This window comes from Paenibacillus sp. N22P23 (assembly GCF_059383735.1).
Genome location: NZ_JBXENT010000001.1, coordinates 2035664 through 2062065, shown reverse-complemented (window position 1 = coordinate 2062065; position 26402 = coordinate 2035664). Strand labels below are relative to the sequence as shown.

29 protein-coding genes are annotated in these 26402 nt (G+C 50.4%); all 29 read left to right on the top strand.

Annotated features, from left to right (window positions below; genetic code table 11):
• Positions 1-60 precede the first annotated feature (60 nt).
• The 29 genes from AC506A_RS09675 (at position 61) to AC506A_RS09535 (ending at position 26395) form a co-directional block, all read left to right on the top strand.
• Entirely contained in the window at positions 61-303 is a 243-nt protein-coding gene (locus AC506A_RS09675; protein ID WP_495460714.1) for a DUF4321 domain-containing protein, read from the top strand.
• A 35-nt stretch (positions 304-338) separates the two neighbouring features.
• The gene (locus AC506A_RS09670) at positions 339-968 is read left to right on the top strand and encodes a Maf family protein (RefSeq protein WP_495460713.1); all 630 of its coding nucleotides are present in this window, start codon (positions 339-341) and stop codon (positions 966-968) included.
• 32 nt (positions 969-1000) lie between these two features.
• A complete protein-coding gene (radC, locus tag AC506A_RS09665) occupies positions 1001-1696 on the top strand; it encodes a RadC family protein (RefSeq protein ID WP_495460712.1) in 696 nt (231 codons plus the stop codon).
• A gap of 43 nt (positions 1697-1739) precedes the next feature.
• Positions 1740-2774 (top strand): rod shape-determining protein, encoded by a 1035-nt coding sequence (locus tag AC506A_RS09660; protein ID WP_495460711.1) that lies wholly within the window; start codon positions 1740-1742, stop codon positions 2772-2774.
• A gap of 209 nt (positions 2775-2983) precedes the next feature.
• Positions 2984-3847: a rod shape-determining protein MreC gene (gene mreC / locus AC506A_RS09655; protein ID WP_495460710.1), complete on the top strand. Its 864-nt coding sequence runs from the start codon at positions 2984-2986 to the stop codon at positions 3845-3847.
• A complete protein-coding gene (mreD, locus tag AC506A_RS09650) occupies positions 3844-4371 on the top strand; it encodes a rod shape-determining protein MreD (RefSeq protein ID WP_495460709.1) in 528 nt (175 codons plus the stop codon). The genes mreC and mreD overlap by 4 nt, the downstream gene beginning before the upstream one ends.
• A 64-nt stretch (positions 4372-4435) precedes the next feature.
• Complete coding sequence (locus AC506A_RS09645; RefSeq protein ID WP_495461012.1) at positions 4436-5095, top strand: septum site-determining protein MinC; 660 nt, start codon at positions 4436-4438, stop codon at positions 5093-5095.
• An 83-nt stretch (positions 5096-5178) separates the two neighbouring features.
• The gene (gene minD / locus AC506A_RS09640; protein WP_495460708.1) at positions 5179-5970 is read left to right on the top strand and encodes a septum site-determining protein MinD; all 792 of its coding nucleotides are present in this window, start codon (positions 5179-5181) and stop codon (positions 5968-5970) included.
• 7 nt (positions 5971-5977) lie between these two features.
• Positions 5978-7126 (top strand): FtsW/RodA/SpoVE family cell cycle protein, encoded by a 1149-nt coding sequence (locus tag AC506A_RS09635; protein WP_495460707.1) that lies wholly within the window; start codon positions 5978-5980, stop codon positions 7124-7126.
• Between the two features lie 107 nt (positions 7127-7233).
• Positions 7234-8199 carry a peptidoglycan DD-metalloendopeptidase family protein gene (locus tag AC506A_RS09630; protein ID WP_495460706.1) on the top strand — a complete coding sequence of 322 codons (966 nt, stop codon included), beginning with the start codon at positions 7234-7236 and terminating at the stop codon, positions 8197-8199.
• Positions 8192-9079, top strand: a complete 888-nt coding sequence (locus tag AC506A_RS09625; protein WP_495460705.1) for a M50 family metallopeptidase — start codon at positions 8192-8194, stop codon at positions 9077-9079. Before AC506A_RS09630 ends, AC506A_RS09625 begins: the two co-directional genes overlap by 8 nt.
• 41 nt (positions 9080-9120) lie before the next feature.
• Positions 9121-10353, top strand: a complete 1233-nt coding sequence (locus AC506A_RS09620) for an Rne/Rng family ribonuclease (protein ID WP_495460704.1) — start codon at positions 9121-9123, stop codon at positions 10351-10353.
• Positions 10354-10539: 186 nt separating this feature from the next.
• The gene (gene rplU, locus AC506A_RS09615; RefSeq protein ID WP_091214815.1) at positions 10540-10851 is read left to right on the top strand and encodes a 50S ribosomal protein L21; all 312 of its coding nucleotides are present in this window, start codon (positions 10540-10542) and stop codon (positions 10849-10851) included.
• 11 nt (positions 10852-10862) lie between these two features.
• Positions 10863-11204, top strand: coding sequence for a ribosomal-processing cysteine protease Prp (locus tag AC506A_RS09610; protein WP_495460703.1), 342 nt, complete (start codon positions 10863-10865; stop codon positions 11202-11204).
• 14 nt (positions 11205-11218) lie between these two features.
• The gene (gene rpmA / locus AC506A_RS09605) at positions 11219-11524 is read left to right on the top strand and encodes a 50S ribosomal protein L27 (RefSeq protein ID WP_494816964.1); all 306 of its coding nucleotides are present in this window, start codon (positions 11219-11221) and stop codon (positions 11522-11524) included.
• Between the two features lie 134 nt (positions 11525-11658).
• Positions 11659-12396 (top strand): Spo0B domain-containing protein, encoded by a 738-nt coding sequence (locus AC506A_RS09600; protein ID WP_495460702.1) that lies wholly within the window; start codon positions 11659-11661, stop codon positions 12394-12396.
• Between the two features lie 14 nt (positions 12397-12410).
• Complete coding sequence (obgE, locus tag AC506A_RS09595) at positions 12411-13736, top strand: GTPase ObgE (RefSeq protein WP_495460701.1); 1326 nt, start codon at positions 12411-12413, stop codon at positions 13734-13736.
• A gap of 193 nt (positions 13737-13929) precedes the next feature.
• The gene (locus AC506A_RS09590) at positions 13930-14367 is read left to right on the top strand and encodes an ACT domain-containing protein (protein WP_475780241.1); all 438 of its coding nucleotides are present in this window, start codon (positions 13930-13932) and stop codon (positions 14365-14367) included.
• 35 nt (positions 14368-14402) lie between these two features.
• Positions 14403-15689 (top strand): homoserine dehydrogenase, encoded by a 1287-nt coding sequence (locus AC506A_RS09585; RefSeq protein ID WP_495460700.1) that lies wholly within the window; start codon positions 14403-14405, stop codon positions 15687-15689.
• A gap of 32 nt (positions 15690-15721) precedes the next feature.
• Complete coding sequence (gene thrC / locus AC506A_RS09580) at positions 15722-16795, top strand: threonine synthase (protein WP_495460699.1); 1074 nt, start codon at positions 15722-15724, stop codon at positions 16793-16795.
• Positions 16792-17769: a homoserine kinase gene (gene thrB, locus AC506A_RS09575; RefSeq protein ID WP_495460698.1), complete on the top strand. Its 978-nt coding sequence runs from the start codon at positions 16792-16794 to the stop codon at positions 17767-17769. Before thrC ends, thrB begins: the two co-directional genes overlap by 4 nt.
• Positions 17766-18641, top strand: coding sequence for a prephenate dehydratase (gene pheA / locus AC506A_RS09570; RefSeq protein ID WP_495460697.1), 876 nt, complete (start codon positions 17766-17768; stop codon positions 18639-18641). Before thrB ends, pheA begins: the two co-directional genes overlap by 4 nt.
• Positions 18642-18850: 209 nt before the next feature.
• Positions 18851-20560, top strand: a complete 1710-nt coding sequence (locus AC506A_RS09565; protein ID WP_495460696.1) for a LysM peptidoglycan-binding domain-containing protein — start codon at positions 18851-18853, stop codon at positions 20558-20560.
• Between the two features lie 154 nt (positions 20561-20714).
• Entirely contained in the window at positions 20715-21359 is a 645-nt protein-coding gene (locus tag AC506A_RS09560; RefSeq protein ID WP_495460695.1) for a BofC C-terminal domain-containing protein, read from the top strand.
• Positions 21360-21545: 186 nt separating this feature from the next.
• Positions 21546-22049, top strand: a complete 504-nt coding sequence (gene ruvC, locus AC506A_RS09555; RefSeq protein WP_495460694.1) for a crossover junction endodeoxyribonuclease RuvC — start codon at positions 21546-21548, stop codon at positions 22047-22049.
• On the top strand, positions 22046-22678 hold the full coding sequence (ruvA, locus tag AC506A_RS09550; RefSeq protein ID WP_495460693.1) for a Holliday junction branch migration protein RuvA: 633 nt from the start codon (positions 22046-22048) through the stop codon (positions 22676-22678). The genes ruvC and ruvA overlap by 4 nt, the downstream gene beginning before the upstream one ends.
• Before the next feature lie 19 nt (positions 22679-22697).
• Positions 22698-23741, top strand: a complete 1044-nt coding sequence (ruvB, locus tag AC506A_RS09545; protein WP_495460692.1) for a Holliday junction branch migration DNA helicase RuvB — start codon at positions 22698-22700, stop codon at positions 23739-23741.
• A complete protein-coding gene (locus tag AC506A_RS09540) occupies positions 23741-24187 on the top strand; it encodes a thiol-disulfide oxidoreductase DCC family protein (RefSeq protein WP_495460691.1) in 447 nt (148 codons plus the stop codon). The genes ruvB and AC506A_RS09540 overlap by 1 nt, the downstream gene beginning before the upstream one ends.
• 27 nt (positions 24188-24214) lie before the next feature.
• On the top strand, positions 24215-26395 hold the full coding sequence (locus tag AC506A_RS09535; RefSeq protein ID WP_495461011.1) for a SpoIID/LytB domain-containing protein: 2181 nt from the start codon (positions 24215-24217) through the stop codon (positions 26393-26395).
• Positions 26396-26402 lie beyond the last annotated feature (7 nt).

Sequence of the window (26402 nt, the reverse complement as noted above, 5' to 3'; positions counted from 1 at the left end):
CGTTCCTGTGGCGCGTATAATAAAGTATACGTGTCAAAATATGGCGAGGGACGTTGGAAGATGAAGAAAAACATCTGGGTTTTGCTGCTTTTCATTCTGATCGGGCTGCTCACGGGAGCACTTGTGTCCCGCTGGTTGTCTCAGGTGCCGGGACTGGCTTTCCTAACCAAAACGTCACCTGTTGTATGGTCACCGGCTGCGGATTTACTCGTTCTGAGCTACTCTTTTACGCTGCGGATCGAGATTAGTCTCCTAAGTATTATCGGACTGATCGCCGCAATATGGATCTACCGCAAGCTTTAGGGAACCGACACAACGCGTTAAGGAGCGCTGCATCCATGAGAGTACCCCTTCCTACAAGTTCATCGAACGTTCGCCGGCTTGTGCTGGCTTCATCATCTCCTCGCCGGCGGGAATTGGTCGCAGCTCTTGACCTTTCCTTGCCGGTTCTCATTTTGTCAAGCGATACCGACGAAAGTACCCCATCCGATTGGCTGCCCGCTCAAATTGTCGAACAGCTTGGCCTGCGTAAAGCACGCGCATCTGCAGCGATGCTGCAAGATGACGAAGCTTCCCACTCACTCGTAATTGGTGCGGATACAATCGTCGTACTGGACGGACAAGTACTGGGCAAGCCAGTGGACGAACATGATGCGATCCGTATGCTGACCGAACTGCAAGGACGGGAGCATGAAGTGTATACAGGTATTGCTCTTGTTGACACGTCTTCAGGAAGAGAGTTGGTTCATCATCGCATGACGCGGGTAATGATGAAATCTATGAACCATGATCAAATCAAACGATATGTCGCATCCGGCGAGCCTATGGACAAGGCAGGCAGCTATGGCATACAGGGACTTGGCGCAACACTTGTTGACCGCATCGACGGCTGCTATTTTAACGTGGTAGGACTATCTCTATCTCTGCTGTCGGACATGCTGGCTGAATTTCATATCGAGGTCATTTGACCGATCCGTTCATGGGAAGGCAGGGAACAGAGATGGAACCACAACGAGAACCCTACGTGCTGAAGGATATCCCAACGACCGAGAGGCCAAGAGAGCGGATGATGGCCGTTGGTGCTGAAGCGCTGAGCCATGCGGAACTGCTTGCGATCTTAATTCGAACAGGCACCAAGCGGGAGTCCGCCGTGCTGCTCGCATCCCGTATACTCGGTCAATGCGGCAGTTTGCGCGGACTTGTTGATATGAGCGTTGCCGAGATGACCAAGATTCGCGGTATCGGCCCAGCGAAGGCGGTTCAGCTGCGTGCTGGCATTGAGCTTGGCCGCCGGATTGCCAGAAGTCAGCAGGGAGAGCTGCCGACCATTCGAAAGCCTGCCGATGCCGCAATCCTCTTAATGGAGGAGCTTCGCTATCTGAAACAGGAACATTTCATCTGTTTGTTTTTAAATACGAAGAATCAGGTTATTTTAAAAGAAACGTTGTCGATCGGAACACTGAATGCGACGCTGGTGCATCCGCGGGAAGTATTTCGGGCCGCGATTAAATGCAGCAGTGCCTCTCTCATATGCGTACATAATCATCCAAGCGGTGATCCCACGCCAAGTTCGGAAGACATTGCGCTGACGCGGCGCTTAATAGAAGCCGGAGAGCTTGTCGGAATTGACGTACTCGATCATTTGGTAATAGGTGACAATCGCTTTATAAGTTTGAAGGAGCAAGGTCACATGTAATATAATAAGAAGTATTGTCTTAAGAAAGAAAGGAAGATTAAACATGTTTGGTGGATTCACAAAAGATTTAGGTATTGACCTTGGTACAGCGAATACGCTGGTATATGTAAAAGGCAAAGGCATTGTTGTAAGAGAGCCTTCCGTAGTTGCTATACGTACAGATACGAAAACAATTGAAGCTGTCGGTGAGCATGCCAAGAAGATGATTGGCCGTACACCTGGCAACATTCGCGCTATTCGTCCGATGAAGGACGGCGTTATTGCTGACTTCGAAACGACTTCAACTATGATTAAATATTTTATCCGTCAAGCACAGAAGCAGCGTTCTCTATTTCCTCGTCATCCGAACGTTATGGTATGTGTACCATCCGGTATTACAGCGGTAGAACAACGTGCGGTTAAAGATGCAACGGTTCAAGCAGGTGCGCGCGAAGCGTTCACAATTGAAGAGCCTTTCGCAGCAGCGATTGGTGCTGATCTTCCGGTATGGGAGCCGACCGGCAGTATGGTAGTCGATATCGGCGGCGGAACGACAGAAGTAGCCGTTATTTCGTTAGGCGGTATCGTAACAAGCCGTTCGATCCGTATCGCGGGTGATGAGATGGACGAAGCGATTATGCAGTACATCAAACGGATGTACAACCTGATGATCGGTGAGCGTACAGCAGAGCAGTTGAAGATGGAAATTGGCTCGGCTCTCTCCTTGGACCGTCAGGAAACGATTGAGATTCGCGGTCGTGACCTCGTGTCCGGACTGCCGAAGACGTTGCCGATTTCGTCCGAAGAAATTTGCGAAGCGCTGTCTGATACGGTGAATGCGATTGTAGATGCGGTTAAAGTTACACTAGAGAAATGTCCGCCGGAATTGTCTGCGGATATTATGGACCGCGGCATTGTACTAACAGGCGGCGGCGCGCTGCTTAAGAATTTGGACAAGCTGCTTTCTCGCGAAACGGGCATGCCTGTTATCGTTGCAGAGAATCCGCTGGATTGCGTTGCGATTGGCACTGGCCGCGCGCTGGACAATATTGAGTTGTTCAAAACTCGTGGAGGCCCGGTATCTCGTTCCAAGCGATAAAATCCGGACAGCTGTATTGGGGAAAACGGATGAGCGACGCTGATTGGTTTGAACGAACCTTCGGGTCGTTCAGCATTCAGCGACGCTGATTGGTTTGAACGAACCTTCGGGTCGTTCAGCATTCAGCGACGCTGATTGGTTTGAACGAACCTTCGGGTCGTTCAGCATTCAGTGCATAATGGGCGGGTGAAGAGAAGTTGTTTAATTGGATGCGTAATAGACGGATGTTTGTATTAATGATCGTGTTTATCCTATTCGTTGCTGTAATGGGCTTCTCAATCGGTGACCGGAAGAAGCTGACTTGGCCGGAAAACTTCTCGCTCGATTCCACGGCATTCGTGCAGGAATGGCTGTATCGACCAGCCGGATATATGGCAGGGCTGTTCAAGGATTTATCCAACCTGCACGCCATCTACAAGGAGAACGAGGAGCTGCGCATTGCGGCGGCTGCTTATGCAAGGGACAGCATAAAGTATAATTTTGTTGAAGCAAAGAACAAAGAGCTGCAGGAAATGTTGAACTTCACAGAACGCCAAAAGCAGCTTTACAACTATAAGTATTTGATCGCACAGGTAGTTGCCGTTGGCAACGATCCTTACTCAGAAACGATCCGCATTAATCTAGGTTCCAAAGATGGTATCAAGATAAACATGGTTGTCGTTACAGACAAGGGGCTTGTCGGCCTTGTAAACCGTGTAGATCCGTTTTTCTCTTCGGTTATGCCAATTACGAAGTTAAGTGAAACTTCACCGGATACGAAAGCGATTGCCGCAACAGTGCTTGGCAAAGAGAAAGATTCTTTCGGGATTGTTGACAACTATCATTCGGACACAGGCAAGCTGTCGATGTCCAAAATTTCCGAGCATGATCCACTTACCAAAGGCGATACGATCATTACTTCAGGACAAGGCAATGTATTTCCACGAGGGATGGTTATCGGAACAGTCGATTCCAGCCAAGTCGGCGATTTCGGTTTGACCTACACGGCAACCATTACGCCGGCTGCGGATTTTGACCATTTGACGGAAGTGTTTGTCGTACAATTGCCAGAGACTGGAGAGAGCGCAGAATGAGTATGCAGCGAATCGTTGCCGTCATTCTGCTGTTCTTCCTTGTTGAAGGTACAATATTCTACTGGCTGCTGCCTGATAGCTTAGTAGGTCGGATTATCCCTCATTTCACACTGGCGTTTATACTCTTTGCTGCTTTATATCGGGGCAGACATACTGCGCTAATCCTTGGATTGGCGTTTGGGCTCTTGCAGGACTTGGCTTTCTACGGTCGTATTCTCGGCGTTCATTCTTTCTCTATGGGGCTGGTTGGCTATATGACCGGTTTTCTTCTGGAGCGCAAAAGAAGCACCCTGCTGATGGCGCTGCTTATGATCTGCATGTCCACACTTGCCTACGATACCATAGTTTATTTCATTTATCGTGTGTTCCGTTTGACGGATCAGACGTTTGAATGGGCGGTATCCCATCACATCATTCCTAGCGTTTTTCTTCAAATTCTGTTTGCATTAGCGATTTATGTGCCTGCTAGGCGATGGTTTGAACGAACCGGCAGCAATGCCAAGTCGGAAGAGGAAGAAGAATAGCGGATGCCAGGCAGGAAAACACGCATCCGTGAAAGAATCGTATAGAGAAGGGGTGAAGACGAGCGTGGCCGAGAAGCAGCATATTACGATCAAAGGCGTCAAAGATGGTCTTATTTTCCTTCTTGACGACACATGCGATTTTTCCGCATTGCTGGATGAGCTGCAATTCAAATTGGAAAAGTCGCACCAACAGCTGCTGACAGGTCCCATTGTTCACGTTCAAGTGAAGCTCGGCACCCGGCAAGTGAATGAGGAAGACAAGGAACGAATTAAAGCAGCCATTCGGAACCAAGGAAATTTGCTAGTGCAGTCGATTGATAGCGAAGCCCGCCCCGAGCCGATGGTTGAAGACGGAAATAATTTAAAGGTACTGACCGGTATTATCCGATCAGGCCAGACACTTGAGCATGACGGGAATTTACTGCTAATGGGTGACTTGAACCCTGGCGGCTCTCTGCTCTGTACAGGTGATATTTATGTGCTTGGCGCTCTACGAGGCTTGGCACATGCCGGCTGTACAGGAAAAGAAGATTCGATTATCGCGGCATCGCTCCTAAGGCCGACGCAGCTTCGGATCAGCGAAGTAATCAGTCGACCGCCGGATGAGTGGATGACAGGCGATGCAACGATGGAATTTGCGTATTTAAGTGAAGGCGTCATGAAAATCGACAAAATGACACAGCTGCAGCGGCTGCGAAAGCTGCCGGTCGTGTTTCGAGCCTAGCTTGCGCAGCAATAGTGGGAAACAATTTTGCAGCAGGTCTGTATAGCAGCAGTACCAATGGCTGGAGCGGGGAGAGTTGAGTCATGGGAGAAGCGATCGTAATCACATCGGGTAAAGGCGGCGTTGGCAAGACGACGACCTCAGCGAATATTGGAACGGCGCTTGCGTTATTGGGGAAAAAAGTTTGCATGGTCGACACCGACATCGGCCTGCGCAATTTAGATGTCGTCATGGGGCTGGAGAATCGGATCATTTACGACTTGATTGATGTAGCGGAAGGACGCTGCCGTCTGAATCAAGCTCTTGTGAAAGATAAACGGTTCGAGGAGTTATACATGCTCCCAGCTGCCCAGACGAAAGATAAATCAGATGTGACACCGGAACAAGTTCGCGAAATGATACTTGAACTGAAGAAAGACTTCGATTATGTCATCATTGATTGCCCTGCGGGTATCGAGCAAGGCTTCCGTAACGCAGTTGCAGGCGCTGACCGCGCCATTGTTGTTACAACGCCGGAGAATGCAGCTGTCCGTGATGCGGATCGTGTCATTGGTTTGCTGGAGCAGATTCATGTGCCGGCAAGACTGGTCATTAACCGCATTCGCGCCAATATGGTACGCAGCGGAGAGATGCTGGATATTGATGAAATCTGCCAAGTGCTGGCTATCGATTTGCTGGGTATCGTGCCGGATGATGAGAAGGTCATTCGCTCGGCGAATGCCGGCGAACCGACCGTGATGGACCCGTCCTCACGCGCGGCAATCGCTTATCGGAATATTTCCCGCCGGATGCTCGGTGACATGGTACCGCTCATGCCGCTGGAAGAGAAATCAGGTGTCATCAAGCGGTTCCGCAAGTTTCTTGGAATAGGATGATTGCAAGGTGCTGAATAAACTTAAAAAAGTTGACCTAGGCATGCTGATCATTCTGCTTGCATTCATGGTCGTCAGTACGATGTTGGTGCACAGCGCGACGTACGGCAATCCCGATTATGCCAGTTACGACGTGAAAACGGTCATTTTTTACGGACTTGGTTTTTTCGTAGCACTCGTGGCCACATTGTTTGACTATCGCGTGTTTCTCAAAGCATGGATGGTTTTGTATGGTATAGGGATTGTATTGCTTATCGTTGTCTATTTTACCGCCGAAGAGATTAACGGAGCAAAAAGCTGGTTCGAGCTTCCGGGCGGGCTCCAGTTTCAGCCTGCTGAGATGGTGAAGATTATTCTGATTATCACCGTAGCTTACCTCATGGGCAGAAGAAACGGAGATGCGCTTCGAGTCCGTCAGGACTTGCTCGTCATTGCCTTCTTCTCCTTTGTCCCGTTTGCTCTCGTCATGATTCAACCGGATCTTGGTAATGCCATCATCTATCTGGTCATCGTCCTTGGCATGCTGTGGATCGGGAATGTCAAATATACGCATGTACTGCTTGGTCTGGGCATCACAGTCGGGTCGCTTATCTTGTTCATGTTTCTATTCAACACGTACAACAAGCAAATTCACGACTATTTGCAAGGGCACGAGAAAACCCACTGGTATGAGCGTATTAATGGATTCATTAATCCCGAAACCGCCTCCGAGAAAGAAGTCTATCAAGCCCAGAAGGCGAAGATTGCGATTGGTTCCGGGGGATTAACGGGCGATGGTTATATGAAAGGCGAGTCAAAGAACCGGAAGTTTATTCCTTATCCGTATTCAGATGCGATCTTTGTCGTCATCGGTGAGGAGTTCGGGTTTCAAGGGGCCGCCGTAGTACTCATGCTCTACTTCTTATTGATTTACCGCATGATTATTATTGCGTTCCAGTGTTATGACTTGAAGGGCTCGTTTATCGTCATCGGGATCGTCTCGATGTATGTCTTTCAAGTCTTCCAGAACATTGGCATGATGATCGGACTCATGCCGATAACAGGCATTACGCTGCCATTCATCAGCTATGGCGGTACATCATTGCTGCTTAATATGCTCTGTATCGGTCTTGTTTTCAGCGTCAAGGCGCATCAAGAGAAATATGAAATGGCCACTTAGCCGCTCAAGCAATCTGCTTGGCGGCTTTTTGCTGTTTGCTCACGCGTCACAACATAACTAGTCCCATATGCTCATATATATTAGCGATCAGAGATGGAGGGATTAGTATGGATCCGAAACAAAGTATCCGCGAGCGCAGACAAGAGCGTATCCGCCGGATTATGGAGCATAACAACAGCACACTTCCGCTAAAAAAGGCCATGCAGCAGCCCCAGGCCCAAGCTCATTATTTGCCACTGCCAAGCCCTGCCGATCACCAGCTGATTATCCCATCGAAAACGGTATCTTTGTCTGCACCTGCTCAGCCAGTTATGGAAGATGATCCAGAGCGGCTATGGAAAGCAAACCCGAATCCGTGGGAGAGCGCAGGATGGCGAATTGCGCCATTACCAAGCAAAGACGTGAAGGCAAGCAAGCAAGGGGGGCCAAAAGCGCCGTCTCCGCCAGATTTTCGATTTATCGCCAGAGGCCTTTTCATTCAAACTGCTATAGCAGGGGCTTTATTCATCATTGTGTTTGCGCTCTTTAAGCTGGATGTACCTGCTGCGAAGCAAGGTCAGCAAGTGGTTACGTCTGCCCTTACGGAGGAAATGAATTTTGATGCTGCTGCGGCATTGTACAAGGATTGGTTTGCAGGTGCGCCGTCCTTTATCCCGTTATTTGGCGATCATAATGGTGAGGAGTCCGAACTAGCCGAAGGCGCTGTCGATCTGCCGATCGTATCTCCGCTCTCTTCAAGTACCGTCGTCAGAACCTTCGCAGAGACGCTAAGTGGCGTAGAACTGGCCGGAGAGCCTGGTCAAGCAGTAGTTGCAGTGGAGACAGGCAGGGTGCTTGTCGTATCCAATGATGGTGAATTGGGAGAAACGGTTGTCGTGCAGCATGCCAATGATCGCGTATCGGTCTACGGTCATTTGGGCTTAGTTCGTGTAGCCGTGAATGATTGGATCGAAGCGGGAAAAACGATAGGTAAGCTGCCGGTAGCGGAGGAAGGCCAGCAAAGCCTGTTGTATTTCGCCGTGAAGGAGAAAGGCCAGTACGTCGATCCTACGGATGTCGTTCCGATTGATTAAACTTGGCGGCATAAGGTGGTCCGTTCACCCGCTCTTCGTGCTGGTCATGCTCGCCTCCGTAGTGACCGGGTATTTTGTTGAGCTGCTCACATTATTTGCGATTGTTCTTGTGCACGAGCTCGGCCACATTATGATGGCAAAAGGTTTCGGTTGGCGAATTCGAGAGGTGAAACTGCTGCCCTTTGGCGGCGTAGCGGAGGTCGAAGAGGGCAGCGGCGTGCCGGCTAAAGAAGAAGCCATCGTCGCGATTGCTGGGCCGCTTCAGAATGTATGGATGGCCGCCGTCGCCTGGCTCTTCGGCCAGCTTGGGGTTTGGAGTCATGAATGGGCTGATTACGTGTGGCAAGCTAACGTCATGATCGGTCTCTTTAATTTGCTGCCGATCCTGCCGCTTGATGGCGGTAAGCTGATGCAAGCAGCGTTAAGCCGTGCACTTACGTTCTACGGGACGCTTGTCTGGGGTGGACGAATCAGCCTGCTCTTTAGCAGTATGATGCTGCTTTATGCCTTTGTCCCCGCATTGATGGAGAGAAACGCCGTCCATATTCACATGAATTTGTTCGCTGTCGGGTTGTTTTTACTGCTCACGAATTGGACAGCCTATCGGAATATCCCCTTCTTGTTTCTGCGGTTCTTAACGACTAGGGCCGTGGCATCGTCGCGAATTGTTGCAAGAGGAGTATGGGCAATGCCCATAATTATCCCGAAAGGGTATACGGTTCAAAGTACCTTACAGCTGTTCAAACGGGACAGCTATCATCTAATTGTTCTTATGGAAGACAAAGGAGACATCATTGGCGTATTGCCAGAGCAGCGAATCGTAAACGGATTTCTTGCCGATGGGAAGGCTGACCGTGCAGTTTTGGAGCTTTTCATGTAATATAAGTATCAGTAAAGACCGACTGGGCAGGAGGTCGAAAGATGAGAAGAATGCTGGTACACAAGCAGAAGGATTGGCTGCAAATTGCCGTTGTGGACAACAACCGTCTCTACGAATTTTATATGGAAAAAACAGAAGATGCCGGTCAATTAGTGGGCAGCGTCTATAAAGGCAAGGTTATCAACGTGCTTCCCGGCATGCAGGCGGCGTTCGTTGATATTGGATTAACGAAGAATGCATTTCTGTATATTGACGATGTGCTGCATCCGCATCTGGAACGACAGAGTAAGGAAAAACCGCATATCAATCAATTGCTCACCGCCGGACAAGAGCTTATTGTTCAAGTGATGAAGGAGCCGCTCGGCAGCAAGGGAGCCCGAGTTACAACGCATTATTCGCTGCCTGGCAGATTTCTGGTTTACATGCCTGCTGCCGATTACATAGGCGTCTCCAAGAAAGTAATCGGAGAAGCAGAGCGAGTCAGAATGCGCGGCATCGGCGAGCAGATCCGATTGCCTGGCGAGGGCGTCATTATGCGCACCGCAGCAATCGGGGAGAGCAGTGATTCGCTCCAGCATGATGTGCAATTCTTGCGAGAACTTTGGCAAGGCATTGAAGCGCGTGGTGCGTCATCCTCCGCGCCAGCGCAGCTTCATCGCGAAGCGGATCTTGTTCATCGACTGGTGCGGGATCTGTTAACTGTGGAGATGGACGAGCTATGGATCGATGATCGAACAGCTTACCTGCAAACGGAGGCGCTAATGAAGCAGATGGCACCAGCGATGCTGCCTAGACTGCGGCTGTTTGAGAAGCAAGGCCATGCGGCACTTTTTCAACATTACCGCATTAATGAGCAGCTTCATGAAGCATTCGAGCGACGAGTTCGCTTAGGCTGTGGCGGTGACTTAGTATGGGACCAAACCGAGGCTTTGACGGTCATTGATGTCAATACCGGTAAATTCGTCGGAACAAGCAATCTAGAAGACACCGTGTTTCGCACGAATCTGGAAGCAGCGGAGCAAATCGCCCGATTGCTTCGGATTCGCGATGTCGGGGGCATTATCATTGTGGATTTTATTGACATGGAGAAGGAAGAGCATCGAGACGAAGTGATGCAGCTGCTTGAGCGACTCGTTCGCGCTGATCGCACCAAATGCCAGGTTGTTGGCTGGACAAGGCTTGGTTTGCTCGAAATTACCCGTAAGAAAGTTCGGGAGCAAACAATGTCTCCGATCTTGCAGACGAAAGAGTCTTCATCTTCAAGGCAGCAATAACTCGTACATGCGAATGATTTTATAAAAAGTAATTGCCATTGGGCATTTGGATGTGCTATTATGTTATGGTGTCTGCAGAGGATATCTGGGCTGCAGTCAAATACCGCGCAGAACAGGTTTCTAAGCTCGACCTTCTGAGGTCGGCACCTGCATCAGGCGAGTCTTCGATATAAGGAGGTGCAACATATGTTTGCGATTATTGAAACTGGTGGAAAACAGTACAAAGTTCAAGAGGGCGACGTTCTATTTCTTGAGAAGCTGAATGCTTTTGAAGGTGAAGAGGTAACGTTTGACCGCGTCTTGGCTGTTTCTAAAGGCGACGAGCTAGTAACTGGCGCTCCGGTTGTTTCCGGCGCTACTGTAACAGCTAAAGTCGAAAAACACGGCAGAGGTCAAAAAATCATCGTTTATAAATACAAAGCGAAGAAAAACTACCGCCGTAAGCAAGGTCACCGTCAGCCGTACTCCAAAGTAACGATTGGCAAAATCCAAGCTTAAGAGGTTAAATTATGATTACGGTCACCATTGAACGGCAATCCGCCGTTGAAACACGGATCGTAGCGTTTGCAATAGAAGGACATGCCAAGTTTGCAAAGCCGGGCAAAGATATTGTCTGTGCTGGTGTATCGGCCGTTTCGGTCGGTACAGTGAACGCGATTGAGGAGTTGGCGGGACTTGCTCTCCCTGCTTCCATGAAGAGCGGCTGGCTAAGGTCAGATATACCGGTAACGAGTGACGTGAGCTCTAACGAGAAGACGCAGCTGCTGCTGGAAGGTATGATCGTGATGCTGAATTCCATTGCAGCCTCGTACGGGAAGTATGTTGATATTCGTCATCAATTTCGGGAATAAAGGAGGGAACATCCATGTTGAAACTGAATCTTCAGCTTTTCGCTTCGAAGAAAGGTGTAGGTTCCACGAAGAACGGACGTGACAGCCAATCCAAACGTCTTGGCGCTAAACGCGCTGACGGTCAAACGGTAACTGCTGGCAGCATCCTAGTTCGTCAACGCGGAACGAAAGTTCACCCGGGCAACAATGTTGGCATCGGTAAAGACGACACTCTTTTCGCGAAAGTGGAAGGCGTTGTGAAATATGAGCGTTGGGGACGCGATCGTAAGAAAGTCAGCGTTTACCCGATTGCACTTGCTCCGGTAGCGGCGGCAGAATAAAGAAAACTCCCTGGTCTGCATGCAGACCGGGGTTTTCTTTTTTTATGAACAAAGCGATATGCAAAGATGATCTTTCTACTTTCTCGTGATATACTGTTTAAGGCTAGGAAAGAACAGGAAAGTAGGCTCGGCTCATGAATCGCAACGGAATGACCAAACAATTTGCGGCTGCATCCCTTTTGGTTCCTGCTGCTGCTGTTTTCATTTGGCCGGCGGAACTCTGGCTGCTGGCTGTGTTTATAGTCTGGCTTGTCCTTGCATCTGTGTTCTGGGTTCATACGGAACGCAGGGAACAAGAATCGCGGATGGCAAGAGCAGCTTCTGCGATGCAGCAGGCATCCATTCGAACGCTTAATCATCATCGCCATGACTGGATGAATGATCTGCAGGTCATATACGGATATATTCGAATGGGTAAAGCGGATAAGACCGTTCAGTACGTGGAACAGATAAGAGAGCGGATGTTAACGGAAAGTAAGATCGCAAAGCTCGGAATTCCGTCGCTTGTTCTGTTTATACAGTCTTTTCGCACGATATCGCACTCATTGGTAATTGATGTGGAGATTGACGGTGATGTGAATTTGGCAGAGCTGCCGCTGGACGGTGAGCTTGCTGCGGAATCGATCGTCGGCATTATCAATGCCTATCGATTTGCCATCAGACCAAGCACAGGTGATGCTGAGCGGCTCGTTATACGCATTTCGCAGGACGAGCAGCAGCTGCATGTATCTTTCCACTGTGAAGGTATCATTAAAGAGATGGATGATTGGAAGATGAAATGCAAGCGGGCGCTTGATAATTCACCGCTTAAGCTGGCGGAGAACGGCCTGCAATCAGCAAGTGTCATGCTGCAAGCGCAGCTTGGGAAATAAACGGAGGCTAGGACATGTTTGTCGACAAAGCAAAGATATTCGTAAAAGGCGGCGACGGAGGAAACGGAATCGTTTCGTATCGCCGGGAGAAATACGTACCGAACGGCGGACCGGCCGGCGGTGACGGCGGAAGAGGCGGCGACGTTATTTTCCGCGTGGATGAAGGGCTTCGTACCCTGATGGATTTCCGCTACCAGCGGCATTTTAAAGGCGAACGCGGCGAGCGCGGCAAAGTAAAATCCATGCACGGCGCTAACGCGGACAACATGATTGTTCGTATTCCGCCGGGAACGGTCATCATCGATGATGAATCCGAAGCCATTATTGCGGATATGACGCAGCACGGCTCGGAAATCGTTGTAGCCAAAGGCGGACGCGGCGGACGCGGCAACTGTCGTTTCGCTACGGCGGCCAATCCGGCTCCGGATTTCTGCGAGAACGGTGAAGAAGGTCAAGAGCGTACGATTACGCTTGAGCTGAAAGTAATGGCAGACATTGGTCTTGTCGGCTTCCCGAGCGTTGGGAAATCGACGTTGCTGTCCGTCGTATCGGCTGCAACGCCGAAGATTGGTGCGTATCACTTTACGACACTGTCGCCAAACCTTGGCGTAGTAGATGTTGGTGATGGACGCAGCTTCGTCATGGCAGATCTTCCGGGTCTTATCGAAGGCGCCAGTGAAGGCGTCGGTCTTGGCCATGATTTCCTGAGGCATGTTGAACGTACAAGAATTATTTTGCACATTCTCGACATGTCGGGATCAGAAGGACGAGATCCTTTCGATGACTGGGTGAAAATCAACCAAGAGCTGAAGATGTATAATCCGATCCTGGCGGAACGCCCGCAAATTATTGTGGCGAACAAGATGGACATGCCGGATGCGGAGGAACAGCTTGCGTTGTTCCGTGAACAGCTTGAAGCGACTGGCGACGTGAAGCATGAGCTTGTTGCGATGTCCTCCCTTACGAAGAAAGGGGTTCAGGAACTGCTTTATAAGGCAGCAGATTTGCTTGCGACCGTTCCGGATACCCGTTTGATTGAGGAAGTTAAGGATGTAGCCGAGCGCAAAGTGTACACGCTCGAGCAAGAAGAAGATCGTTCATTCAAAGTGGGCAAGGAAAACGAAGGCTTCTACGTGGAAAGCGCTACAATCGAGAAGTTCATGAAGCGGGTTAACCTCAACAATTCCTACGATGCGATTATGCGTTTTGCTCGTACGATGCGTAAGATGGGCGTTGACGCGGAGCTTCGTAAGATCGGTGCAAAAGACGGCGATATCGTTCGTATCGGCGATTATACGTTCGAGTTCTTCGAAGGCAGCGATTTCTCCTATCATGAATAAGTAATGTGAAGCTGCTGCGGCGGTGTCTATGCATGAGAGTGCAGACACGCTGCAGCAGTTTTTTGTTCATTCCGAGGATAAAATAGGTATAATGAGAATGTTGTGTTTTATCGTTTGCCTATTGCCGCATTCGCTATTATTCGATATAATGTCCTCTATGGAAGAACAAATGTCTCTTGAGGGAGGACGGCAAGTGGAAGAACGATATTTTGTCGTCCGCGAGGACATGTTGCCGGAAGCGATCGTGAAGACGATACAAGTGAAAGAAATGCTCCGGCGCGGCGAAGCCGCCACCGTTCATGAAGCGACGGAACGGGTAGGCTTAAGTCGAAGCGCCTTCTACAAATATAAAGACGGCGTTTATACACAAAATCAATTGAAACGGGAAGCGATCGTAACCATCTCCATGGATCTCGACCATCGTTCGGGCGTCCTCTCCAAAGTGCTGGGTCTCGTAGCCGGCACGGAAGGAAATGTGCTTACGATTCACCAAACCATCCCGCTGCAAGGTCTTGCCAATGTCATTATTTCCGTAGACACCTCGATGATGAACGGAGCACTGTCAGAGTTAATCGACGGCATCCGCAAGCATGACGGTGTACGCAAAGCAGCGATAATTGGGCAAGGATAGAGAATTTGAGAGTTGAATTGGAGGATATCAGAATAATGAAGCCGATAAGAGTAGGTTTGCTAGGGCTGGGAACAGTCGGTACAGGCGTAGTACGCATCGTAGAAGGACATCAATCCGATTTGGAAAGCCAAGTGGGTTCCCCCATCGTAATTGAGAAAGTACTGGTTCAAAACAGAAACAAAGCGCGTTCCATCAGCATCGCGCCAGAGAAGCTGACAGAAGACGTTTGGGAAATCATCTATAATCCGGATATCGATGTCATCGTTGAGGTTATGGGCGGCATCGAATTGACGAAGAATTATATTCTTGAAGCATTATCTCGCGGCAAACATATCGTTACAGCGAACAAAGATTTGATGGCCCTTCACGGACCAGAGATTCTGGCAAAAGCGCAGGAACATGGCTGTGACGTCATGTATGAGGCGAGTGTTGCCGGCGGGATCCCGATTATTCGTACGCTTGTAGAGGGCTTCTCGTCCGACCGCATTACGAAGATTATGGGTATCGTAAATGGTACAACCAACTATATCCTTACGAAAATGAGCAAAGAAGGCGCAGCGTACGGCGATGTGCTGAAAGAAGCACAGGAACTAGGTTATGCCGAGTCTGATCCGACATCCGATGTTGAAGGTTTGGATGCCGCTCGCAAGATGACGATTCTTGCTACACTTGGTTTCCGTGCTAACGTAGCGCTTGAAGATGTCGATGTGAAAGGTATTTCCTCGATTACGAAGGAAGATATCCTCTACGCGAAGCGTCTGGGCTATGAAGTGAAGCTGCTTGGTATCGCTGAGCGTCAAGATGACTACATCAGCGTCAGCGTTCAGCCGACGATGGTCAAGCTTACTCATCCGATCGCATCCGTTAACGGCGTATTCAATGCTGTTTATGTATATGGCGAAGCGGTAGGCGAAACGATGTTCTATGGAGCAGGCGCAGGTGAACTTCCGACGGCCACTTCCGTAGTAGCGGATCTAGTCGCTGTCGTGAAGAACCTGAAGCTTGGCGTGAACGGCAAACAGGAGAAGCTCGCTTATAAAGAGAAGAAGCTCAAAACCGACGAGCAAATCGCTTCGAAATATTTTATGCTGCTCCATGTGGATGATCGTGCAGGTGTCCTTGCGCGCATTACGCAAGCTTTTGCCGAGTACGAAGTAAGCCTCGAGTCAGTGCTGCAGCAACCTAATCCGAGCATCCCTGAAGCGGAAATCATCATTATTACGCATGATGCCAATAAAGCAGCTGCGAAAAAAGTACTTCAAGCATTGGAAGGCATGGACGTTGTCAAAACCATTAAGAGTGTATATCGCGTAGAAGGCTAAATATTATTTCACATAAAGGAGTCCTATTTCCCATGAGATATCTAGGCTTGCTCGAAACGTATAAAGAATTTTTGCCAGTCAATGAAAACACACCGATGCTGACGCTTCAAGAAGGCAATACGCCGCTTGTACGAGCAGAAAACTTGTCCAAGGAGCTTGGGCTGAACCTGTTCTTCAAATATGAAGGCTTGAACCCGACAGGTTCTTTCAAAGACCGCGGCATGGTTATGGCGGTTGCGAAAGCGATGGAAGAAGGCAGCACAACCATTATGTGCGCTTCTACTGGAAACACCTCTGCAGCGGCAGCTGCTTATGCAGCACGCGGCGGGTTGAACTGTATCGTACTCATCCCGAATAATAATATCGCGCTTGGCAAGCTGGCTCAGGCGATTATCTACGGTGCCAAAGTGATCGCGATCAACGGAAACTTCGACCGCGCGCTTGAAATCGTTCGGGAAATTACGGCGAAGCACCCCATTACACTTGTGAACTCCGTTAACCCTTACCGCATTGAAGGCCAGAAGACGGCTGCATTTGAAGTTGTGGACCAGCTTGGCGGCGAAGCGCCTGACTACTTGGCGATTCCTGTAGGAAACGCAGGAAATATCTCGGCGTACTGGAAAGGCTTCAAGGAGCTGCACGCACATGGCAAAATCTCTTCGCTTCCGAAGATGGTTGGCTTCGAAGCAGAAGGCGCCATGGCCATCGTGAAAGGTGAGCCTATCGCTGAGCCTGAAACGATTGCAACAGCTATTCGCATCGGTAACCCGGCAAGCTGGAAAACAGCTGTCGCTGCAGCAGAAGAATCACAAGGGCAAATCAACTATGTGACGGATGAAGAGATTCTGGATGCGTACAAATTGATTGCACGCCGCGAAGGTATCTTTGCAGAACCAGCATCGGCTGCATCGATTGCCGGCGTTCTTAAACTGAAGCGTGAAGGTGCATTTAAGGGCGGCGAAACAGTAGTTTGCGTATTGACAGGCCATGGCTTGAAGGATCCTAACATCGCCATTAAGAGTGTACAAGCAGAGCCTATCGTCGTAGATGACAATGAAGAAGCGGTTATGAACGCGATCCGTCAGCTTGAGGGTGCGGTAAAATGATGAACCGCCGGGTAATGGTAAAGGTCCCGGCCAGCACGGCGAATCTCGGTCCGGGTTTTGACACGCTTGGTATGGCGTTGTCCCTTTACACTTGGATCGAAATGGCGATCCCAAGTGATGGCAATACAGTGATTGAGCTGCATGGAGACGGACTGGAAGGTATTCCAACCGATAAGTCCAATTTGATCTATAAAGTTGCGCAGCAGGTGTTCGAGGCAGCCGGTATGGAAGTGCCGGAACTGCACATCGCGATGTACAGCGACATTCCGCTGACACGCGGTCTCGGCAGCAGCGCATCCGCCATTATCGGCGCGTTAACTTGTGCAAATGCATTGATCGGCAAGCCTTTAAGCGACGATGCACTGTTTCAGATAGCAAGTGAGCTTGAAGGCCATCCGGACAATGTCGGTGCTTCTCTGTTTGGGGGTATCGTGGTTTCGGCATGGGATGGATCTCGCGCAGAGAAGGTTAGGTTAGAGCCTCATGCCGATTTGGACGTGCTGGTCGCCATTCCTTCGTTCCAGTTATCTACGGAGAAGGCGCGCCATGCGCTCCCAACTCAAATTTCAATGAAGGATGCTGTCTTTAATGTTGGCAGCAGCTCGCTGCTCGTTGCGGCATTCGCGAGCGGCAACCTGGATTTGATCGCTTTCGCGATGAGGGATCGCCTTCATCAACCGTACCGGGCAGCACTGGTTCCGGGTATGGAGGAAATTCTGGATCAAGCTACAGAGCACGGCGCACTAGGCGTTGCGCTTAGCGGAGCTGGTCCGACGCTTCTTACGCTCGTTGATAAGCACAGCCCGCGCAAGGCGGAGTTGGAAGCTTTTCTTGGGGATACGCTTGGCAAGCATGGCATTCAGGCGCAGACGATGTGGCTGAAGCCTTGTGCAGAAGGTCCCGAGATCACAGTGAGCAGCAAACAGCAGGCACAACCATTCATGGAACGGATTAAAGGAGAAGTCAGGGCATGATTAGCGTAGCATGTTTGACGAAAGGCTCAACGTCTGACGAAGCAGCACGGTACTTATTAAACGGTCATGGTGCCGATATTCACTATTCCTATCATCGTATGATTGCGGATGTGTTTCTTTCCACCTCGGAAGGCAAGACAACCTACTCGATTATTCCGATTGAGAATACAATCGACGGTTCAGTAGGCTTGCATACCGATTGGATCGTGGATGAAGTAAACTTGCCCATTCAAGCAGAGTGGGTATTCCCTTCCATTCAGAACTTGATTGGCGACGCGAATGAACTAACGGCTGGCGGCGACCTTGCTTATGACAAAATCGGGAGGGTTCTCAGTCATCCCGTAGCCATGGCACAGTGTACCCAATATCTGAAGAAGCATATCCCGCATGCAGAGCTTGAGCATGTCGGCAGCACTTCGGAAGCTGTACGCATTGTGCGTGATAATCCTGGACGCGGCTGGGCGGCAATCGGACAAATTTCAGCTGCGGCAGATAATGAACTGGCCGTGCTGGAAACAGCCGTAACCGACCATGACAACAACTTCACTCGTTTCTTGTTGGTGGGGTCTGAGCCGTTTACACTTCGTGATTCAAAATCACATAAGACGAGCATCCTGATCACGATGCCAGAGGATTATCCGGGTGCGCTGCACCAAGTACTCTCCGCATTCTCATGGCGTCGCATCAACCTTTCGCGGATTGAATCCCGTCCAACGAAGAAGCAGCTCGGCAATTATTATTTCTTGATCGACATCGAAATGTCGCTGGATACCGTCCTGCTGCCGTCCGCTATTGCTGAGATTGAAGCGATTGGCTGTCAGGTTCGGGTGCTGGGAAGTTATCCAAGTTTCAAATATGTACCTTCTGAATAGTCGTGATGGCGTGATGGAACACGTGTATTCATGGTCTATCCACCCTAGAAAGTTAAAGCTCTGCCTCGCGTAAAGGGGTAGGGCTTTAACTTTTTTTTTGTAACGGAGGGTGACACTCGCCCATCTCATGCATAGGATGTAGGGATTGATAACGGGCGTTTACCACGTCTGCCCAAAGGCGTACAAACGTGACAGGAGGTTTTTGACGGGTGAAAATTCATATTGTCAAAAAAGGCGATACACTATACCTCATTGCCCAGAAGTATAATGTTTCGCAGGAAGAAATCATTAAACTGAACCCCAATATCACCAATCCGGACATGATTGACATCGGAATGAAGATCAAAGTGCCGGCTTCTCATTCGGGAAATATGGACGTCATGCACCAGCATGTGGTCCAGCAAGGTGATACATTGTGGAAGCTTTCCAAAGCATGGGGGATCCCGCTCAGTGATATGATTAAAGCCAATCCGCAGCTGAAAAATCCAAACGTGCTGCTGACAGGCGAAGTCGTAAATATACCTAAGCCAGGCTCATCACATCATATGCAAGAGGTTCATATGCAAAGTGGTCAAGAAAATGCAGGATCGGGTCATCATCCGCTCCATCCATCATCGGTGATGCAAGGTGTTCAAGGCTTGATGGGCAAAATGTCGACTGCACCTTCGTTCATTGGTAAGAAGCCGACAGGTCAAAAGCCGAGCACAATGCCGGTTCCGACGCCAATGCCGGTACCGGAGCAAGTAGCACCGACACCGATGCCTCTGCCGGAGCCGGTTCCAACGCCGATGCCGATGCCTGAAGTGATGCCTGCAGCAGAGAAGAAATATCCGGTTTACAATTCCTATGAGCAGCATGTTGATTTATTCAAACAATACGGCGTTCCGGCTACTGAGGTCATGTCGCTTTATGATATGCCGAAAATGCCAGAAGCGGTATCTCCGGCATCGATGGGGGGCGGCTATGGGCAGCCGACAGCGGTATCTCCGGCATCGATGGGTGGCGGCTATGGGCAGCCGACAGCAGTGTCTCCGGTATCGATGGGAGGCGGCTACGGGTATCCGACAGCGGTATCTCCGGCATCGATGGGAGGCGGCTATGGATATCCATCAGCGGTATCCCCTGCATCGATGGGAGGCGGCTATGGTTATCCATCTGCTGTATCACCTGCTGAGATGGGTCCGCAAGGTGGTTATGGCTATCCATCGGCAGTCAGTCCTGCAGAAGATATGGAATGGTGTCCGCCTGTAACATTGCCATGGGGCGCACCAAGCTACGGTTGGGGTCCACAGGGCGTATCCCCTGCTGAGATGGGACCGCAAGGCGGCTATGGTTACCATGATCCGTCGATGGTGTCTCCAGCTAATATGGGACCGCAAGGCGGCTATGGTTACCACGATCCGTCGATGGTGTCTCCAGCCAATATGGGACCGCAAGGCGGCTATGGTTACCATGATCCGTCGATGGTGTCTCCAGCTAATATGGGACCGCAAGGCGGCTATGGTTACCATGATCCATCGATGGTATCCCCAGCCAATATGGGACCACAAGGCGGCTATGGTTACTACGATCCATCGATGGTATCCCCTGCTGATATGGGACCGCAAGGCGGCTACGGCTACTATGATCCATCGATGGTATCCCCGGCTAATATGGGACCACAAGGCGGCTACGGCTACATGGGCGGCGGTCAAATGGCGCCTGTCGTAGCAGGAGCTTCAACAGGCAAGAAGAATTGCAACTGCGGCTGCCATGAGAAACGTGAGGATGAAGTTGAGCAGTTCGAAGAAGAGGATGCTCTGCTAGCATCCCCGAGCAAATCGGCCACTCCGCGTAAAACAACCAAGAAAGTTGTCGTTCGCCAAACGCGCACCGTGAAGCCTAAACGCCGCGGAAGTTTACCGTGGATTAATCGCTAAGCGATATAACGAAATAACCCCGGCAGTCATGGCATGCATGGATACATGCAGCGATGATGCCGGGGTTATTTTTGTGGATTTGGCCGAACAAAATGTGCATAATTCTCCAGCAGAGGTGAGAGACTAACAAAAAAGGTAAAAAGGGGAGTTCCCGATGATGGAATTCAGCCTCTGGAAGAAACTAAAAAAGAGACTGCTGCGGAATCGACGACCTATGTGGCAATTAGGCTGTCTGCTTGCTGCGACCTTACTCTCGCTTACAAGCGTAAGTTCTGTGCAAGCAATGAAACAGGAGAACCCTACCGCCGGAGCAGCAACACGAAGTGTAATCGAAGTGCTGGCTTCACCTTCAGAGCAGGTGACCGTCAAGCTGCATCGTATTTTCTTATGCGGTGAGGAGATGAGCTCACTTGGACAGATGACATCGACAGAAGCGCTCAGTTTACTTAAGGAGCATTCGGATTGGACGGCAGTGCTGGATGCGGATGCGGAGGCTGCAGTCGTTATGGAGCAGCGTATCGATGATTTGTCGGAATCCTGCAAACGAAACGGCTATATCAGCATGGATAAGGCAGGCAACTTGACGTTATTCGATGGCTCACCGAAGAAAGAAAAAGTGCTGCGGACTTTTTTTCAACTGGATGTTAACTATATGGAGAGCAGCTTGCCGAAGGAACGAATCGATGAGCTCGTGAATGGGATTCGGATTACGGACAAGGATGAGTACAACAGTGTGTTATCTACATTCAGCGATTATGCGATTGATCGCACGGAGAAAGTAATGAAACGAGACTTCTAGCCGCCAAATTCCAGCTCAATAGGATGAACAGTTGAAAGACGGACGCACGCAGCGTTCGTCTTTTATGTTGCTATAGGAGCCTCCCTGAAAGACAAAACGCGTGTTCTCATCGTGCCTATCATTTGCTATAATAGATGGAAGCCAATTTTTGTCCATACTATTTTTTGGCATGAGGAGAGAAGAGGCTTGCGTGTATTAGGGATTGATCCAGGGATTGCAATCGTTGGATTTGGTTTCATTGACAAGATCGGGAGTAAGCTGGTTCCCGTCCAATACGGCTGTATTCAAACCGAAGCTCATACACCGCAAGAAGAGCGGCTCAAGCAGGTCTACGAATCTACTTGTGCGTTGATGGATCGCTATAAACCGGATACCGTCGCCGTAGAGAAGCTGTTTTTCAATAAGAACGTGACGACGGCATTCTCTGTCGGTCAGGCACGCGGTGTTATGATATTGGCAGCGGCCCAGCGTGGACTGCCTGTGACGGAATATACGCCTTTGCAGGTGAAGCAGGCGGTTGTCGGATACGGCAAAGCGGAGAAGCGACAAGTGCAGGAGATGGTGCGCATGTTCCTGAAGCTGAGCGCTATACCAAAGCCGGATGACGTAGCGGATGCGCTTGCGGTGGCCATTTGCCACGCCCATTCTTCCGTTCTGATAGATAAAATTAACGGGGTGAACCGGAAATGATCGATTATGTGCGAGGACGCGTCGTCCATTTGGATACAGAGTTTGTTGTGGTAGATGTACGAGATATCGGCTACCGGGTTTTTACGCCAAACCCGTACGCTTTTGCTAAGAGCGATGAAGCTGTGACGATTTATACGCATCATCATGTACGGGAAGATGCTACGCTGCTCTTCGGCTTCGCATCCCGTGAGGAACAGGCGATGTTCCGCAAGCTGCTTGAAGTGTCAGGCATTGGACCACGAGTTGCTCTAGGGATTCTGGCAGGCGGCAAGCCGGAAACGATCGCCGCTGCCATTCAGCAGGAGAATTTGACGTTTCTGACCAAGCTGCCCGGCATTGGCAAGAAGACGGCGCAGCGGATGGTTCTTGATTTGAAGGATAAGCTCGATGCCATCCCAGGAGGCTTTAGCTTCGCAGCGGCGGGCATTGTGCTTGACGATGGCGCCGACAGCGGAACGTTGTTCGGCGGCAATCCGAATTGGAAGGAAGCGCGTGAAGCACTTACGACGCTCGGCTATACGACAGCTGAGCTGGACCGCGCATGGCAGGGCATGAAGGATCATGCGGCAGCCGATGAATCAGTGGATGCACTGATGAAACGGGCGCTGCAGCAATTGTTTAAAGGCTAGCAGAGAGGGGTAAGCGTGAATGGACGATCGGATTATTTCCGCCAACCTCATGATGGAAGATCAAGCGGTGGAGCTGAGTTTGCGCCCTCGCTATTTGGCTGAATATATCGGTCAAACTCAAGTGAAAGAGAATCTGAAAGTATTCATTGAGGCGGCAAAACTGCGCAAAGAAGCGCTGGATCATGTCTTGCTCTATGGTCCTCCGGGACTTGGCAAAACGACGTTATCGAATATCATCGCCAACGAGCTTGGTGTTAATTTACGAACTACGAGCGGTCCTGCGATAGAGAGGCCAGGCGATCTGGCTGCGCTTCTGACGAATTTGCAGGAAGGCGATGTTTTGTTTATTGATGAAATCCACCGTCTGCATCGGACAGTGGAGGAAGTGCTTTATCCGGCAATGGAGGACTTTGCACTCGATATTATGATCGGCAAAGGGCCAAGTGCGCGCTCGGTGCGGTTGGAGCTGCCGCCGTTTACGCTGATCGGCGCTACGACGCGAGCGGGTCTATTGTCCGCGCCGCTGCGCGACCGTTTCGGTGTAGTGAGCCGGCTGGAGTTCTACTCGGTGGATGAGCTCGAATTCATCGTGTCGCGGGCAGCCGAAATTCTCGGCGTCAGCGTTATTGGAGAAGCGGCGCAAGAGATTGCGATGCGCTCCCGTGGGACGCCTCGGATCGCGAACCGATTGCTGAAGCGGGTTCGTGATTTCGCGCAGGTACGAAACGACGGTATTGTTACCCATGAACTAGCACAGTCGGCACTTGGTCTCATTCAAGTGGATCCGCTCGGTCTGGACAATATCGATCACAAGATGCTTCGTGCAATGATTTCCATTTATCGCGGCGGTCCGGTCGGCCTCGATACGATTGCGGCAACGATCGGAGAAGAAAGTCAAACGATTGAAGATGTCTATGAGCCTTATTTGATGCAGATTGGATTCCTTCAGCGCACACCGCGCGGTCGTATGGTTACGCCGCTTGCCTACAGGCATTTGGGGCTTCCTGTGCCACAGCAGCCCGGTGCTGACGCCGATAATGGTGAGGGAGGTAGCTCCGTATAATGGCCAAGAAGGAACGCAGTACGGATGAGAGCAAACGCGAGAAGCTTATTGTCTTGTATGATGGCACCTGCAACTTATGTCTAGGCAGTGTTCGTAAGTTAAAGGAGCTGCAATCGACTGCCGTGCTGCGATTTATTCCGGTTCAGTCGTTAGACGAAACCTACGAGACAATTCCCAGTCTGGCATCGCTGAGTACGGATACATTGCTGTCCAAGATGCATGTCGTGGAAGCGGATGGGACGCTGCACGCGGGAGCGGCAGGCGTCATTCGAATTATGCGCACAGTTAAAGGACTCCGATGGCTGGCATGGTTGTACCGTGTGCCTGGTCTCAGAATCGCGGCAGACGGAATATACCGAGTTATCGCGGCGAAACGTTATGACTGGTTCGGTCGAACCGATGACAGCTGTCATGAAGGAGTCTGTGCGCTGCCCAAAAAAGATTAATGGCGAGGGGGAATGGATGTTTTGCCGATGAAAGGCATAAACGTCGTTCATGCGAACGAATCCATAGAGCCGGCAGTGAAGCGATCAAGGCTGCCGAAGACGATGCGAACAATTACGTTGCTGTTGACTGGAGTTATAGGTCTCTCGGTTTGGACGTCTGTACCAACTAGTGGTGCGGCTGTTCCTACACTAGATAATATTCGTGTAGCCATCTTCCTGAATACAAGCAAGTATAAGCTCGATACAGCCGCAGCCACCTTCAGTTCGGCTGGTGCACTCCAAGTAGGCCTTCGGCAGCCATCCGGCGTTGTCCCGTTGTTTCAAGGTACAAACGGCGAAACGATCAGATTCACTCTCGACGACTACAAGCCGCTGCTACTCGAGACGACCGATTATATGACGGCATTAGCCGCATTTAAACGGCTCAAGGCAATGGGAGCAGCGGGTTTCATGACAGCGGCGAACGACAATCGCGGTAAGGTTTATCAAGTAGAGGAAGGTTCTTATTCAACTGCTGCAAAAGCGAAGGCCGCCGGAGACCGCTGGTTGAAGGATGCAACACTGGCTGGTTATGCGGGTAAATCAAGTAAAGCTGACTTGATTGGTCCGCTCCATTTGGATACCGGCATGGTCTACGCTTCCAAAGACGAAGCTGTGAGAGCGGCACAAGCACTCGGCGCAAGCGGAGTGGAGGCATATGCTGCCATGAAGCAGACGGGAATGGATGCCGGGATTTATACGGTTGTAGTCGGCTCAGAAAGTGATCAGACGGCGCTCGGTCAAGTCAAAGCTCAGGCACAGAAGGTGAACGGTGCCTTGACGCTTCAGCAGACAGATGCGGCTTCTGCGTATTTAATCATCCGGGACGATTATACGACGGTTGATTCCGCTTCAAAACCGCCTGTGTCGCTCTATTCATTGCCAACCACTGGTGCGAAGTTGTGGCTTTCGACAGCCGCGCCTACGGGTATCAAGCTGATGGAACGATATAACCGGAGCTATCGCGGACAGTTTGAGGTAAGTGGTTTAAACAACAAGCTAGCAGTTATTAATGAATTGCCGTTCGAGCAGTATCTCTATGCAGTAGTCGGCGCGGAGATGCCGGCATCCTGGCCGGCGGAAGCGTTGAAGTCGCAGGCGGTTGCCGCACGTACTTACGCGATCTATCAAGGTTTCGGCTTTCAGGTCGCCCATGTGGTAGACACTACGCTCAGTCAAGCTTATGGAGGCATCGGTTCAGAGAAGCCGTCCACGATCGCAGCGGTTGATGCGACAAACGGTGAAGTGGCGATGTATAACGGTAAAGTAATCGAGACTGTTTTCTCATCCAGCGCAGGCGGCGTAACTGCTGATTCGAGCGAGATATGGGGCAATAGCATCAATTACTTGAAGAGTGCGGAAAGTCCGGATTCTTCTTCGGAGAAAGGACTCTACCAGTGGTACCGAATCGCGCTTTCGAATGGATCCGTCGGCTATATGCGCGAGGATTTGCTTGAGGTTACCGATCAGAAATCAAAGGTCGGACAACCTCTTCTGCGAGTGAATACCGACGGAGCTAAGCTGCGTCCAATACCTCTTATTCAAGATAACGTCCCTATTGTGGATTCGGCGAACCGCGGAACAATGGTTGTCCAGTTGGAGAAAGTGCCGCAATCCAACGAGATGTCATGGGTAAGAGGAACCTATACTGCCGCAGAGCTGCTGGCCTTCACCAATGGCAAGCTGCAGAAGCCGATCAACGGCAAGATCGCGACGCTGGAAATCAGCCAAACCGGTCCTTCCGGGCGTCCGACAGAGCTGCTTGTAAACGGACAGAAGCTGCAGGTCAAATATCCGGATATTTTTCGGTCCGCATTCGGTGGCTTGCCTAGCACATTGTTCAAGATTGATGAAACAGCCAGAATGACAATTGCAGGCGGCGATCATGTTGTAAGAGAACGACCGTCTTTGTCCGATAACGGTACGATGTATCTCATCGGAGGAGATGGGGCTGCAAAGGAACTCAAAGATCGCAATGTCTTCATCTTGAATGGTGACGGAGAAGTGCGAGCTGCAACCAAAGATCCTGCTTTCCGCTTTGTCGGTTCCGGCAATGGACATGGCGTAGGCTTGTCCCAGTATGGAGCACGAGGATTGGCAGAGCTTGGGTATGACTACAAATATATTATGCAATACTATTACAAAGACGTGACGATCGTTAAGGAATGAGAACTAG

Bases quoted from the DNA above. Each gene is read 5' to 3' on its own strand.
- ruvB (WP_495460692.1), top strand. From the start codon at position 22,698: ATGGACGATCGGATTATTTCCGCCAACCTCATGATGGAAGATCAAGCG.
- AC506A_RS09560 (WP_495460695.1), top strand. From the start codon at position 20,715: ATGATGGAATTCAGCCTCTGGAAGAAACTAAAAAAGAGACTGCTGCGG.
- radC (WP_495460712.1), top strand. From the start codon at position 1,001: ATGGAACCACAACGAGAACCCTACGTGCTGAAGGATATCCCAACGACC.
- rplU (WP_091214815.1), top strand. From the start codon at position 10,540: ATGTTTGCGATTATTGAAACTGGTGGAAAACAGTACAAAGTTCAAGAG.
- mreC (WP_495460710.1), top strand. From the start codon at position 2,984: ATGCGTAATAGACGGATGTTTGTATTAATGATCGTGTTTATCCTATTC.
- minD (WP_495460708.1), top strand. From the start codon at position 5,179: ATGGGAGAAGCGATCGTAATCACATCGGGTAAAGGCGGCGTTGGCAAG.
- AC506A_RS09610 (WP_495460703.1), top strand. From the start codon at position 10,863: ATGATTACGGTCACCATTGAACGGCAATCCGCCGTTGAAACACGGATC.
- thrB (WP_495460698.1), top strand. From the start codon at position 16,792: ATGATGAACCGCCGGGTAATGGTAAAGGTCCCGGCCAGCACGGCGAAT.
- AC506A_RS09535 (WP_495461011.1), top strand. From the start codon at position 24,215: ATGAAAGGCATAAACGTCGTTCATGCGAACGAATCCATAGAGCCGGCA.
- AC506A_RS09620 (WP_495460704.1), top strand. From the start codon at position 9,121: ATGAGAAGAATGCTGGTACACAAGCAGAAGGATTGGCTGCAAATTGCC.
- AC506A_RS09540 (WP_495460691.1), top strand. From the start codon at position 23,741: ATGGCCAAGAAGGAACGCAGTACGGATGAGAGCAAACGCGAGAAGCTT.
- AC506A_RS09630 (WP_495460706.1), top strand. From the start codon at position 7,234: ATGGATCCGAAACAAAGTATCCGCGAGCGCAGACAAGAGCGTATCCGC.
- AC506A_RS09670 (WP_495460713.1), top strand. From the start codon at position 339: ATGAGAGTACCCCTTCCTACAAGTTCATCGAACGTTCGCCGGCTTGTG.
- mreD (WP_495460709.1), top strand. From the start codon at position 3,844: ATGAGTATGCAGCGAATCGTTGCCGTCATTCTGCTGTTCTTCCTTGTT.
- obgE (WP_495460701.1), top strand. From the start codon at position 12,411: ATGTTTGTCGACAAAGCAAAGATATTCGTAAAAGGCGGCGACGGAGGA.
- AC506A_RS09585 (WP_495460700.1), top strand. From the start codon at position 14,403: ATGAAGCCGATAAGAGTAGGTTTGCTAGGGCTGGGAACAGTCGGTACA.
- AC506A_RS09600 (WP_495460702.1), top strand. From the start codon at position 11,659: ATGAATCGCAACGGAATGACCAAACAATTTGCGGCTGCATCCCTTTTG.
- pheA (WP_495460697.1), top strand. From the start codon at position 17,766: ATGATTAGCGTAGCATGTTTGACGAAAGGCTCAACGTCTGACGAAGCA.
- AC506A_RS09675 (WP_495460714.1), top strand. From the start codon at position 61: ATGAAGAAAAACATCTGGGTTTTGCTGCTTTTCATTCTGATCGGGCTG.
- ruvA (WP_495460693.1), top strand. From the start codon at position 22,046: ATGATCGATTATGTGCGAGGACGCGTCGTCCATTTGGATACAGAGTTT.
- thrC (WP_495460699.1), top strand. From the start codon at position 15,722: ATGAGATATCTAGGCTTGCTCGAAACGTATAAAGAATTTTTGCCAGTC.
- AC506A_RS09660 (WP_495460711.1), top strand. From the start codon at position 1,740: ATGTTTGGTGGATTCACAAAAGATTTAGGTATTGACCTTGGTACAGCG.
- rpmA (WP_494816964.1), top strand. From the start codon at position 11,219: ATGTTGAAACTGAATCTTCAGCTTTTCGCTTCGAAGAAAGGTGTAGGT.